General features: G+C 49.2%; 9 protein-coding genes. 2 read left to right on the forward strand and 7 right to left on the reverse strand.

Translation table 11 applies throughout. The annotated features are described in order from the left end of the window. Window positions 1-426: 426 nt before the first annotated feature. Complete coding sequence (locus BN1234_RS16845) at window positions 427-3558, reverse strand: FIMAH domain-containing protein (protein WP_054957816.1); 3132 nt, start codon at window positions 3556-3558, stop codon at window positions 427-429. Between the two features lie 201 nt (window positions 3559-3759). Between BN1234_RS16845 and BN1234_RS16850 the strand changes: the two genes are divergently transcribed. Then, window positions 3760-5238 (forward strand): GntR family transcriptional regulator, encoded by a 1479-nt coding sequence (locus BN1234_RS16850; RefSeq protein WP_082423253.1) that lies wholly within the window; start codon window positions 3760-3762, stop codon window positions 5236-5238. Window positions 5239-5343: 105 nt separating this feature from the next. Continuing rightward, window positions 5344-6606, forward strand: coding sequence for an MFS transporter (locus BN1234_RS16855; RefSeq protein ID WP_054957818.1), 1263 nt, complete (start codon window positions 5344-5346; stop codon window positions 6604-6606). 129 nt (window positions 6607-6735) lie between these two features. Here the strand turns inward: BN1234_RS16855 and BN1234_RS16860 are convergent, their stop codons facing one another. The 6 genes from BN1234_RS16860 to BN1234_RS16885 all read right to left on the reverse strand — a co-directional run. Further along, entirely contained in the window at window positions 6736-7413 is a 678-nt protein-coding gene (locus BN1234_RS16860) for an ABC transporter ATP-binding protein (protein ID WP_054957819.1), read from the reverse strand. Then, a complete protein-coding gene (locus BN1234_RS16865; protein ID WP_054957820.1) occupies window positions 7413-8534 on the reverse strand; it encodes an ABC transporter permease in 1122 nt (373 codons plus the stop codon). The genes BN1234_RS16860 and BN1234_RS16865 overlap by 1 nt, the downstream gene beginning before the upstream one ends. A 113-nt stretch (window positions 8535-8647) precedes the next feature. Beyond that, on the reverse strand, window positions 8648-9211 hold the full coding sequence (locus BN1234_RS16870; RefSeq protein WP_054957821.1) for a TetR/AcrR family transcriptional regulator: 564 nt from the start codon (window positions 9209-9211) through the stop codon (window positions 8648-8650). 102 nt (window positions 9212-9313) lie between these two features. Beyond that, on the reverse strand, window positions 9314-11332 hold the full coding sequence (ligA, locus tag BN1234_RS16875; RefSeq protein ID WP_054957822.1) for an NAD-dependent DNA ligase LigA: 2019 nt from the start codon (window positions 11330-11332) through the stop codon (window positions 9314-9316). Between the two features lie 128 nt (window positions 11333-11460). Continuing rightward, window positions 11461-13788: a DNA helicase PcrA gene (gene pcrA / locus BN1234_RS16880; protein WP_054957823.1), complete on the reverse strand. Its 2328-nt coding sequence runs from the start codon at window positions 13786-13788 to the stop codon at window positions 11461-11463. A 202-nt stretch (window positions 13789-13990) separates the two neighbouring features. Continuing rightward, the coding region (locus tag BN1234_RS16885) for a geranylgeranylglyceryl/heptaprenylglyceryl phosphate synthase (protein ID WP_281177654.1) at window positions 13991-14131 on the reverse strand (141 nt) is incomplete at its 5' end.

Raw genomic sequence — 14131 nt, forward strand, 5'->3', positions numbered from 1 at the left:
AGTGTTTGACTTGCTCATTTGAAAGCTAACGTAATTAACGTTGCTTGTATTGCATTGACGTGTTCCATTTGTTCAGTTTTCAAAGAACTTGTATCGCCGTTCTGCAGCTGACATTTAACGTCTCCAGCAGAACAGGTTTTTATTATAGCAACCGTTTAAGTTACTGTCAATACTTTTTTCGTCATCTTTCGACGTGCAATTCATTCAACGAATTGATCAGCGTCCGAAGCGACAAGAAATAATATATCATGAGCCGAACAAGATAGCAAGCATAATTTTAAAATTATATACCCACCTTTTTTTGACAGCAGGTGACAACCAATTGAGAGCATTTAAAGCTGAGTTGTGGACTAATCTGCAAAAGCAATCAGCCGGCAAACGTCACTTACGCGCTTCCCGGCTGATTCACTTTCAGTATGCTGCGGGTTAACGTGCTTGGCTCTCACCCGACCATATTTTTTTCAAAGCTTCTCCTTCCGCAGTCAACTCCGTCAGAGCCGGCGCAGAGATCTTGGTGGAATTCGCATTCTTCTCCAGGTGCTTCAAATAATCATCGACCATCTTTAAAGCCTGTGACCTTTTCCCATCCTTGAAATGATCAATCGCCGCTTCAATCTTGTTGTTCAAAACGGAGGCAAGGGAATGATCAAGGTCAGCGGATGCTTTATAGGTAACAAGCAAGTTCTTGATATGACTGCTGACCCAATCACCGTCTTTATTGATGGTAATGGTGAAGGGCTCTGTTTCGATTTGTCGTCCGTCGAGAGTAATCTGGGCCTGGATTGTTGTAGTCCCCGGATTTATTGCTGTCACTTTACCGGAGCCGTCCACCTCGGCGATATCCCGAGAAGCTGAAGTATAGCTAATCTTCGCGCCTTCGAGAACCGCTTTTCTTCCGTTTTTCAATTCTACCTCAGGCTTCAGTTGAACTGATTGACCAGGCAGTAGCTCATTGATGTCACTCTGAAGAACAGCCTTCTGCACTTTCACAGGCAACTTGTAGAGCTTGGCATTGTCGGTATAGTAAATACTGCCGTCCTCTCCAAGCGTCATCAGGTTTACTGTACCGGTCACGAGCTGCTTGGAGCGCAAATCCTCCGGATCAATCGCAATCAGCTTGCGTCCGATCGTTGTGTATAATAGACCGTCCTCTGACCAACGCAGATAATATGGTCTGAACTTGCTCGTATTAAATGGTGTTTCCGTAATGACTTTGCTTTTGACCACTTCCAGCGTTTCCGGATTCATTGCAAAAATGATCGCATCATACTTGCTCTGATCCACCGTTCCATCCATGATTCCCCAGAGCAGGCCGTCAGGGCCGATGGACAAGCCGCCGATCTGACGTGCTTTGCCGCGCAGCCCTTCCACTTGAGGAACAAATGTGTGGGTTACCTGACGGGTCTCCAGATCAAAGACGAACATGCGGGCTTCATCGGCCGTCGGCTCCACGCCGAGTCCTCCGTTTAGGGAGGTTCCTCCATAGATTTTGCCGTCATGATAAGCCAGACCGAACACACTCTGATCCTTGACCACATTCCGGTAGGTTTCGTAAGTAACCTCAGGAAACTCTCCTTCGCCCGCCGGTTTCTCCTCCATGATCGTGAGTGCTCCCCCCAGCTGACCATATCCCGGGAAGGTGCCGACAAAAAGCTTGCCCTCTCCGCTCGTGATCACAAACGGCCGGTCCTGCTCCTCCTCCAGATCGGCTGCAAGCCCCGGATTGGTCTGCCCGAATTCACTGTATTCAAGCGGCTTGCTCATATCCAGTCTGTACATCCGCGCTGAGCTGTACGTTCCGTAATAAGCAGCATCCCCCAGGAACCCGATCCCCTCGGGCTGATGGAACTGCTTGTTGCTGTATACCATTTCACCCTTTTCAATGTCATAAACGCTCATCCCCCTCTGATATCCGCCCATATGCAAATATTTTCCGTCCGTCTCGAGGACGTTGATCTGGGTCGGGCTGGCAGGAAGATCGGCTGCATGCTCCTCGTATGAATTCGTCACAGGATCGTAAAGGAAGGATTCTCCGAAAGCGGCCATTCCCGCCAAAACCTGCTTGCCTTGAAAGCTTCCCTTGTCCGGGGTGATCCAGGCATGTGTCTTAACGGCCGTATCATCCGGCAGCTCCGCGATACCCTCAATCCGGGTGATTTCGTCGGTCTTCATATTATAGGAATACAAATCGCCTTTCAGCTTGTAATAGATCAGGTCAGGCTGGTGCGGCGACGGAGGTGATATTTTTGTCTGGAACTCAATCGTACGGATGAAATTGCCCGTTTCCTCATCCAATACATATAGCTTGCTGCCGTTGTAAACGAACAGCTTGCCGTTATATATATCCACTTCTGACAGGGTCGTGGTCGTACCGGTCACACCTGGAATCTCAATTTCTGTAATTTCTCCGTTGGCCCGGTTATATTTCATCAGATGAGCCTCGGTTCCAATACCAGCATATATGTACTGATCCGTCACGCCGATTCCCCGTACATACTGCTGCCCTTCCTTAATGATGCCCAGATCACGGAATTGACCGGACGCAATGTCGTATTCAAATATCCGGCCCAGCTTGTTGTTTGAATAAGTGGATCCGTAGATTTTACCGTCCCGGCTGGCTTTAAGATCAAATACATCCGGGCTGGACGGATTCATGCCAAGCTCTTCGATTCTCTTCTCTTTCACCATATATCTGTAAAGGACGCCATTGGTGGCAAAATAAACATTTCCGTCCGTTCCCTGCGCCATCCCCCAAATAACCATAGAGGAGGTTGGGATCGGCTGGGTAAACTTCAGCTCTCCTGTAACGGCATCCACCACATGAAAAGATACAGGCGATCCGGTCGTCGCTACATACTGTTCAACCGATCCATCAGGTAATGTTCCATATAAAGCGGACTGGGACAAGGCATACTCCACCTTTGCATCGACCAGCACGCTTTTATCCTCGTATGGCAGCTCCAGCGGCTCCTCCGCCTTCACCGGTTTATGCTCCAGCTTCACGCCGTCTACATAAGCAGCCGTGCCCGTTCCTGCACCTCCCATATAAAAAGCAATTTCCGCTGATACAGCCCCAGACGGCGCCGTTCCTTCCATGCTCATGTCCTGCCAGCCGCTGCCGTTCTTCAGCTCGAGCAGCTGAGTCAGCGGCGTACCTATGATGCGTCCGCTGCTGTCCTTAAACCGGAGATAGGCGCGGATGCTCTTTGATTCCACCATTACTTTGGCGGAAGCCCGGTACATACCGCCTGCCTCAACCGGAACCAGACTGCTGGCAACATCCAGAGATTTCGTGCTGTTATTGTCTGCGATCCGTACACTCTGGAGCCCTTCGGCGAATTGCTCACGGGTGATTGCAACCTCAAGCCCATCCGCCGGCAGGGCCGGTGTTACCTTCCAGCCTGGGATCGGATAGGATGCCGATTCTTCAAAACCTGAATTGGGAACCTGCAAGGATACAAACTCCCCCTCTGCCCGTACAGGAGCCGACCCTGCCGAGATGCCCGGCAAGGCAACGGAGAGTGCAAGAAGGGTGACGCTTACATTTTTCAGTTTCAAAAAGAATCCTCCTTTATCGCCTAGAAAAGATTCTAGGCTATATAATGTTATATATAGCCTAGTTGACGATGAAAGCGCAGTCAATGAGCAGAATGGACTGAGTTTTGAACCATTTTACATAAGGTTCTAGGATATATATCATAGGAAGATACGAGAATTCGAACTATCGAATGGAATGAACATTCAAATAAAGGAGGAAGTATGATGGGAAGACCGAGCCGCAGCGTGCTTCTGGAGAGAATGAACCGCATGCTGGACGAATTGCGAAAGGATATTGCCAGCGGACGCTTGCAAACGGGCCAATATATTCCGTCCGAGGTCGCACTGGGTAAGCAGTTCGGCATCAGCAAAGAATCGGTCCGGCAAGCGCTGGACAAGCTCGTTGAGGAAGGGCTGATTCGGAAAATCAGGCGTGTGGGGAATCAGGTTGTCGGAAAGGCGGCCGGTACAGCGGAGAGAGCGATTACCGATACAGATTTGCGGGAAGGGGCAGGAGACGGGACAACCGATGGGGTGCGGAAAGAGATGTTTTCAATTCCTAGGGCAGCTTCTGTTACGAGAAATGTGCTGAAGCTGGCTTATTACCCCGTACTTGAACATGAGGCAATTCTTATCCCCCTCATACAAGCATTTGAACAACGTTATTCTGGAGTGAAAATCGAGCTATTACCCACTCCCCTGCCTGTAGATTATGCAGAGCATGGCATGGCCGATGTGTTTACGGTGAGCATCTGGGATCACATGAAGCTGCTGGAGAAGGATCCTTCCCTGCGAATCATGTCCGAACCGCCAACAGGCCTTTCCTGTTATCCCAAGCTGAACGACATATTTCAATCTGCGGACGGACGGCTTTCGGCAGCTCCTTTCATCTTCTCACCGGTGCTGCTCTGTTACAATCAGGATCACCTTGACGCCTGCGGCATTGAGGAGCCTAATGAGAATTGGACCTGGTATACACTGCAAAAGCATGCGCGCACCCTATCAAGGGAACTCGGAGTACAGGGTTTTGCGTCACATGTTCAATCACTGAACCGCTGGCCGGTATTCCTGCTGCAAAACGGGTTTCGCTTCAATGAACAGCTCCCGGATCGAATTGCCGATTCTCCGGACCTTTGGGAAAGTCTTCGGATCTCCAGAGATTTAATCCACGGCCAGGATAAAATTCGCCCTCTTCTCAGCGAAAATGATGCCGACATTGAGCACTGGTTCCGCGAAGGCAAGGTTTCCATGATCATGACTACGTATTTCGGCATGAATTCGCTGCTGGACAGCCCCATCTCATACGCAGCCGCTCCCCTTCCTTCCCTTAGGAATAACGATACCCTGCTGCTGGTCACCGGGTTGTCCTGCTCCAGCTCCAGTCCTGTGCCAGAGCTATCCAGAGCGTTGATTGAATTTCTGTGCGGGGAGGAAGCGCAGAGACTGATTCGCCGCCATACCCTGTCCCTGCCCGCATGTCCTGCAGCTTATACGGTGCAAGACGGGTTAATGGGCAACCGGCCATCGCAGGACCTCACACCAGAGCAGATCCTTGAGCAAGGGCAGTTTTACAGCCGTTTAAATATCAAGCCCCGGATCATCGAAGATATGCGCGATCAGCTTAAGGGTTTCTGGTCAAGCATCGAGGATGAAATTGAGGCTGGAGAGAGGCTCGAGCAGCTTTTGAAATCGCACTCATAGTATTTATGCATTGATTTCTGATGTCGAAGGCTTTAAGGTAAATTCAACCATTCTCATCATGGACGTCATGTTGTGGAAATGAATTACCGAAAGGAGGCATTTTATATGGCGGATAAACCGCTGAGCCTCAGGAAACCAGCAGGCGTGCATTCTCCTGTGTCTTCTTCGCCCATTCAAGGTCAGGAAACCGTATACCGGATTTTGCTGGCGATCAGCTTCGTTCATTTATTCAATGATTCGATTCAGTCGGTGATCCCGGCCATCTTTCCTATTCTAAAGGAAAACCTGATGCTGACCTTCACCCAGATCGGCTGGATATCCTTTGCGATTAATTTTACATCCTCCATTATTCAGCCGGTCATCGGATATGCTGCGGACCGTAAACCGATGCCTCTGCTGCTGCCGATCGGCATGTGTTTCACCTTTGCGGGGGTGTTCATTCTCGGCTACGCCGGCTCGTACCTCTGGGTACTGATCTCCGTCATTCTGGTTGGCTTCGGGTCGGCGGCATTTCATCCAGAAGGGATGCGGGTCGCACACATGGCGGCAGGAATGCGGAAGGGACTGTCCCAGTCCATCTTCCAGGTCGGAGGCAACGCCGGACAATCACTGGCACCTTTGCTGACTCGTTATATTTTTGTACCGTACGGTCAGATCGGAGCCCTTGGCTTTACCTTTGTGGCAGCTGCCGGTATCGTGGTGCAAAGTTACATCGCGCGCTGGTATCAGCAAATGCTGGATGCAGGGTACACTTTTAAAAAGCGGGTTCACAGTAAGCTGATGGATCCGGCCAAACGAAAAAGCATTCGAAATGCTACACTCGTTCTGGTGGTGCTTGTTTTTGTCAGGTCATGGTACGGCGCCGCCATTGGCAGCTACTATGCCTTCTATCTGATGGACACATACCGGATTTCGATTGATGACGCCCAAGTGTACATCTTCCTGTTTCTTGCTTCGGGTGCGCTCGGTACCTTCTTCGGCGGACCGCTTGCGGACCGTTTCGGCAGACGGAACCTGATTATGCTGTCCATGGTCGGCACGGCTCCTATCGCGCTTATGCTGCCTTTTGCATCGCCCTTCTGGGCAGCGGTTCTCCTCATTATCGGCGGGTTTGTGCTCCTGTCCAGCTTCTCGGTTACGGTCGTATATGCCCAAATGCTGCATCCAGGCAATATCGGAACCGTCTCAGGCCTCATTACAGGCTTCGCCTTCGGCATGGGCGGTGTCGGCTCGCTCGCACTCGGCAATCTCGGAGATGCCTGGGGAATTGGCAACGTCATAATCGCAGCCAGCTTTCTTCCGCTGCTCGGCCTGCTCGCCTTCCTGCTTCCAAACGATGCGAAGATTCAGGAATGGTCTCAGGAGTAGCCCGAAGGTCACTGTTCGGAGCGGAACCAGTATGGGCAAAATAAAAGGCAGGTCGTTCAAGGATTTATCCTCGGCGACCTGCCTTTTATTTGATTCTGTTCTATTGCTGTCTCCTCAAAATCTCTTACATTAAACCAAGCTCAATCTTCCGTCTTCCATATGGTATACCTTGTCGCAATATTCAAGCATCCGCTCATCATGGGTAACCATGATCGCCGCTTTCCGGCGCGACTTCACCTCTTTTGCAATTAGACTAACCACTTCATACGCGCGGTTCGTGTCCAAGCTTGCTGTCGGCTCATCGGCTAAAATGACGTTAGGATCGTTAATTAAAGAGCGGGCGATCGCTGTACGCTGTTTCTCTCCCCCGGAGAGCTCTTCCGGAAAGCTTTTTAGCTTCGCGCCAAGTCCGAGCTCTTCAAGTAACATAACGGCGAATTTTTTGTCCTCTGCTGTAACCTTCCCAGACATCTTCTTCACTAACAGCAATTGGTCCAGAACGTTCAAATAGGGAACCAGGTTCGATGACTGCATAATAAATCCAATTTCCTTCAGCCTGATGCCGGACAACTCTTTATCAGAAAGCTTAGAAATATTATGTCCATTCAAATGGACTTCTCCTTCTGAAGCTTTTAGCAGTGCTCCCGCAATAGAGAGGAAGGTGCTTTTACCGGAACCAGATGGTCCAACTACCGCTGCAAACTCGCCTGGTGCCACTGAGATAGAAACATGATCCAGGGCAGTAATCCGATTGCCGCCTTCGGTATAGTACTTGGTAATATTACTTAACTCTAATCCTTTATTCATTATTCGACCCTCCCAAGCGCCTTAAGCGGATCAATTTTTGTAATTCTGCGAACGGACACTAACGAACTGAGCAGTGCAATAACCAGAAGGATAATCGAATATACAATGACCAGATTCGTTTCAAGCTTGAATGGCATACCCTTTGGCATTATTGCGGCTGTCCCGTAAGTGAGCAGAATTCCGATTACAATACTGGTCAACGACAGCACAAACACTTGGGACATAATTGCTTTGCTTAAGAATCCGTTCCTTGCACCTATCGCTTTCATAATGCCGAATTGATTGGTTTTTTGAATAGAAATGACATAGAAAAATACACCAAGAACAAATGCAGAGATAGCTAGCAGAAAAGCAAGCATCATCATAATCGAGGCGTTTTCTTCTTTATAGCCTGGCATTCCTTGAACAGCTCCCGCCCGAGTAACTGTATCCGTATTCGATAACGCACCATTGACTATACCTGGATCAATATCCTTGCCTTGGAGCATAACAGCGTTAACAGGATCCGCAATTCCTTTATCCGAGCCTGGAGCCGCGAAGGCAACCTTGCGCCATTCAGACATTGGTGTAAACACAGCTGAAACGTGGTTGTAGGTTTGATTTTCGACAAACCCGATAATGGTCAGCGACTCTGTGGATCCATCTAATTGAAAAGTGTCACCCAGTTTGAAGCCCTTTTCCTTCATGGTCACATTCGCAATGACATTATTGGGGCTATCCGCAGATAATTTTTCCCCCTCAACGACGGCTGGCTCCAAAAAACTGCCAGGATTGATTCCTATAATGGCGATGTCGACTTTATCTTCGTTTTTGTTACTTTGGCCCTTGAGCGCTGTCGCCATTGAACTTCCCATAGGTGAAGCAGCTGTTACATTGGGTAATTTCCCTGCTTCAGCAACCAATTCCTCAGAAAGTAACGATTTACTCATGGAAGACTGCGACCCTTGTTGAAAGACGACATAATCAGCATTCATGTTCTTGAATACTGAAGCAGCAAGCGTCGAAAGTCCATTACCCAAGCCTGAAAGAATGAACACCAGCCAAGCGATTAACACGAAAATAACGACGATCATTGAAAACTTCATCTTACTATGCATGATTTCTTTCATAGCCAAAAACATGTTTTCCCGCTCCTCACTCTATTTATTCGACACATGTGTCAATTTACTTCTTCATCTATTAAACCATATAGTCGACACATGTGTCAAAATGAGATTTGAGTTTGTCGGAATTACTAGCTTCCGGAACCTCCAATCCAGGTTTGAAACAAGAGATCGCTCCATTGAGGAGTAGGAATATTCATCATATTCGGAGTACTAATCAAGTTAAAATAAGTACCGATGAGTATAGGGAGCGGGATATCCTCCCTTAGTCTCTTCTCCTTTTGAGCCTGTTCAAACAAGCGGGTTAACTGCACTTTGAGGGTCGAATGCGCTTGCTCAACGAATTCAAGGTCATTTAGCGCCTTAACGTTTTCTGTTTTAATTTTATAAGCATCACCAAGGAGTTGATGAAGCTTAGATTCTTCCAGGTATATGTGTAATAACTGTTGGAGAGCCATCATGGAGTCCGTCTCATCAATCGAAGACGCATTGATTAAAACTTTGGAAATCACTCGCTTCATGCAGGCGGCAACTATTTCTTCCTTATTGGAAAAGTATTGATAAATTGTACTTCTAGCTCCAGACAGGTGCTGGGACAGTAATTTGAGATGAAATCCGTCGTAACCATGTTCCAGTAATAATCTCTTTGTCACTTCTAATAACTCTGTTTCAGTAAAGGACTGTTTCCTTCCCATTTCGGATCAACTCCTGTCCATCAGCAATATATTTCACAGCATTTCAATGGTAGTGCAGGTCGTCCAAGGACGAACCCTTAGACGACCAGAGCAATCTACCCTTTATCCGTTATCGTTCAACAGACGTACAAACTCTTCTTCATCTTCAATAACCTGAATGCCGAGCTGCTGCGCCTTTGCCAGCTTGCTGCCGGCCTTTTCGCCGGCAATTACAAGGTCAGTCTTCTTCGACACGCTGCCTGTCACCTTGGCGCCGAGCTGCTCCAGCTTCTCTGTCGCTTCCTCGCGCGTAAGCAGGTGAAGCGTACCGGTCAGAACAACGGTTTTGCCGCTGAAGAAGGAATCCGTGCTTACCGGACGCGGTGCTTCCGGCGCCTTGGCCTGGACACCCAGAGACAGCATTTTCTCAATGCTCGCTTGAGCAAACGGATCTTCGAAATATCCAACGATACTCTCTGCTACAATGGCCCCTACATCCGGCAAGCTTACCAGCTCATCGGCAGATGCCGCCATCACTCGATGGAGATCACGGTAATGATCCGCCAGCATTTTGGTTGTGGATTTGCCGGTATTCGGAATACCTAAGGCATAGAGGAATGACGCGAGATCCCGCTCCTTGCTCTTCTCAATCGCATCCAGCAGGTTCTGGGCTTTTCTCTCCCCAAAGCGCTCAAGCTTCACCAGGTCATCAAAAGACAGCGTATATAGATCAGCCGGCTCACGGACATTCAATTCCTCGTACAGCTGATTCGCCGTCTTATCACTGAAGGTCTCGATATCCATCGCATCACGTGAGGCGAAATGCGTAATCCGCGCGATAATCTGCGGCTTGCACCCGAACTTGTTATTACAGAACAAATGCGCACCGCGCTGTTCCAGCGGGAAACCGCAAGAAGGGCACTGCTCCGGATACACAATTTCCTCCCCGTCGTTCTCTTCGGTTACCTTGCCGAGAATCTCAGGGATGACATCATTGGAGCGGCGTATGAATACGCGTGTTCCCAAGGCGAATTTAAGATTTTTGCGTTCAATATCACCGATATTATTCAAGGTGCAGTTCTGCACCGTCACTCCTGCAAGCTCAACGGCTTCTACTCGGGCAAGAGGTGTGATTTTTCCGGTTCGTCCAACATTCCAGGTTACAGACTCCAGAATGGTGGTTGTCTCCTCAGCCACAAATTTATAAGCAACGGCCCAGCGCGGGAATTTATCCGTACAGCCCAATGCTTCACGGGTCCGGATATCCGTTACTTTCACGACCGCTCCATCAATCAGGTAATCCAGCTCGGAACGGCGTGCCTCAATGTCAGCCAGCTGCTCCATCACATCATCAAAGTTCTCGAAATAGAAAATATACGGATTCACCTTAAACCGGTTGTTACGAAGGAAATCCATCATTTCCTTATGATCCTTGAATGTAATGCCTTCCGAATAACCGACATTGTAAAAATACGCATTCAGCTTTCGCTCTGCAGTCACTGCCGGGTTCAGGTTGCGAAGTGCACCTGCTGCGGCGTTACGGGCATTTTTCAGCGGCTCGGCTGCTGTCTTATTGTAATTCTCCAATACAGACAGGTTCATAATGCCTTCGCCCTGGACTTCGATCGTTCCATCCGTATAAGGAATGGTTAGGGGCACGGACTTAATCGTCTTCACCTGGGCCCGTATGCCTTCCCCAACAACACCATTACCCCGGGTCGCTGCCTGAATCAGCTTACCGTCCTTATAAGTCAGATTCAGGGTAAGTCCATCAAACTTCAGTTCCAGTGCATAACAAGGTACCGGCAGTGGATTGTCTGGATTCTTTGTATTGTAGTCATTCACGAGCCTGACCACACGATCATGCCAAGTTCGAAGCTGCTCGATGTTTTGAGCCTTGTCGAGACTCCAGAGCGGAGCAAGATGGCGGTGCGGCGTAAACCCTTTTAATATCTCTCCGCCTACCCGCTGTGTAGGAGAATCGGGAAGTGTAATCCCGGTCTCCTTCTCCAGCGCTACCAGCTGATCATAAAGGGCATCGTATTCTTTGTCGCTAACAAGCGGCTGATCCAGCGTGTAGTAGTGGTAGTTGTAATTGTTCAGCTCCGCAATGAGCTTCTCCATTGTTTCCTTGAAATCCATGCAGGGACAATCCTCCTTCAATCAAATAAAGGCCTTATAATAGCAAGTTATGACTTGTGTTTATGTGATCATTCATTCCCAATTCTTGCTTGTGCCAAAAATATGTGATTAAGCCTGTAACGACAGGCTTATTCCACTTTCGTAATCGGAGCAAAGCCTGCGAGCAGACGTTTCACTCCTACCGGTGCAGGAAAAGCGATCTGGAGCTCCATATCATTACCCGTTCCCTTCACCGCCACAATCGTTCCGGTTCCCCACTTGCCGTGAGCCACCTTATCCCCGGCCTTATAGCCGTCTGAGCTTCCTGTAGGCATCGCCTGCCGTGCAGAAGCAGCGGTTGTGACTGTTACACGACTCTTCTGTGGTGCTGCTGCAGCAGACGCAGTGGAGCCTCCAAGCGATAAATCTCTTGCGCGTCCACCGAAGTTGCTGCCGCCTCCGCTGCCGAAGCCTCGGCCGGCATAGGAGCCGCCTACGTTACCGCCGCGGCGATAACGGTCTTGAGCCATCTGCGTATCTTCTTTCAGCTCATCCGGTATTTCTTCCAGGAAGCGTGAAGGCTGATTGGCGGTCGTCCGGCCAAACAGAGTCCGCATCCGCGCACAGGAGAGGAATAACTGCTTCTCGGCACGTGTAATGCCTACGTAAGCCAGCCGGCGCTCCTCTTCCAGCTCTTCGTTATCTGAAAAAGCACGGCTGTGCGGGAACACGCCTTCCTCCATACCGATGATGAATACTACCGGGAACTCCAGACCCTTGGCACTGTGCATGGTCATGAGCACAACAGCATCGTCACGATCCTCTTCGTCATCGTTCATGGAATCGATGTCGGCAATAAGTGCAAGATCGGTGAGGAACGAAACGAGAGACTTGTCTTCGTTATTTTTCTCAAATTCCATGGTAACGGACAAGAATTCTTCAATGTTCTCGAGACGGGATCTGGATTCAATCGTGTTCTCGGTCTGCAGCTCGTTCCGGTATTGGGACATCTCCAGCACTTTCTCGGTCAGCTCGGTCACGGACAGGAACTCGATCATCCGGTTCAGTGCAGCAATCATATCATAGAACTCAACCAAAGCGTTGCGGGTGCGTCCTGCGAAGCCGAGATCGTCCACGAACTGAAGCACCTTAAAGATCGATGTACCGCGTTCCGCAGCGGCTGCCGCAAGCTTACCGACGGTGGTATCACCGATGCTTCTTTTTGGCACATTAATAATTCGGGTCAGACTGATATCGTCATCAGGGTTCGAGATCAGTCTCAGGTAAGCAAGAATGTCCTTAATCTCTTTACGATCATAGAACTTAATGCCGCCGACAATCTGGTACGGAATGTCCGACTTAATCAGAATTTCCTCGATCACCCGGGACTGTGCGTTCGTCCGGTACAGAATGGCATGGTCCTGATAGGATTTGCCTGCCGTTACATTCTTGGAAATTTCAGAGGCGACGAAGTATCCCTCATCATGCTCGGAGTCCGCGCGGAACACCTTAATCTTCGGCCCTTCCCCCTGCTCGGTCCACAGATTCTTCGGCTTACGGCCTGTGTTCAGGGCGATAACCTCATTCGCTGCGTTCAAAATATTCGAAGTGGAACGGTAATTCTGCTCCAGCATAATCGTCCGTGCTTCCGGATAGTCCTCTTCAAAGTTTAAAATATTGCTGATATCCGCTCCGCGCCAGCGGTAAATGGACTGGTCACTGTCCCCCACCACACAAATCCGGTGATGGCTGTCTGCCAGCATGCGGCAGAGCATGTACTGCGCACGGTTCGTATCCTGATACTCATCCACGTGGATATACTGGAATTTGCGCTGGTAGAAGTCGAGCACTTCCGGAACTTCCTTAAACAGCTGGATCGTGGTCATGATCAGGTCGTCGAAATCGAGCGAGTTGTTGCTTTTGAGACGCTTCTGGTACTCCTTATACACTTTGGCCACAAGCGATTCAAAATAATCCCCCGCCTTCTGCTCATACTGCTCCGGAGAGACCAATTCGTTCTTAGCCGCACTCATGGTTGCTTGGATAGCCTTTGGCTCAAATTTCTTGGTATCGATGTTGAGATGCTTCATACAGTTGCGAATCACCGAGAGCTGATCGGTAGAGTCCAGAATGCTGAAATTCGAAGTGAAGCCAATCCGTTCAATATCTTTACGTAAAATACGGACACACATGGAGTGGAAGGTAGATACCCAAATATCCTTCCCTTCCGGTCCAACCAGTCTGGATACCCGCTCCTGCATTTCACGGGCAGCCTTATTCGTAAATGTAATAGCCAAAATACTCCATGGCGGAGCTTTGCGTGTCGCGATAAGATACGCGATCCGGTGTGTTAACACCCGCGTCTTTCCTGATCCGGCTCCGGCCATAATAAGCAGCGGTCCGTCAGTTGCTTCTACTGCTTTCCGCTGCTCGGGATTGAGGCGCTGTATTGCCTCGTGTATGTTAATCGGCTGCATAAGTCAGTTGCCTCCTATAGTTTGTAGAATCGTAAACACTATTCAAATAACGAGTACTAACGAGTACTAACCTTATATAGTAGAAATAAAGAGTGTGTTTTTGCAAAAAGCTTGATAAATGGTGTCAACCCTGTGCGGTCGTTTGCAAGTTAAACAGGCTTATCGACCCTGGCCTGAGTATTCACTTGTAAGTTTAACAGGCTTAACCTTTTACGGCTTTAACGGTTTCGAGGGCATGTGCCAAATGATCATATACGACATTCCCTACAATTACGGTATCAGCTGCTGCTGCCGCTGCCGCTGCCTGCTCTGCTGTTGTGATTCCACCGCCATAAAACAACTG

It is taken from the genome of Paenibacillus dakarensis, from assembly GCF_001373415.1.
Lineage (GTDB): Bacteria > Bacillota > Bacilli > Paenibacillales > Paenibacillaceae > Paenibacillus_AQ > Paenibacillus_AQ dakarensis.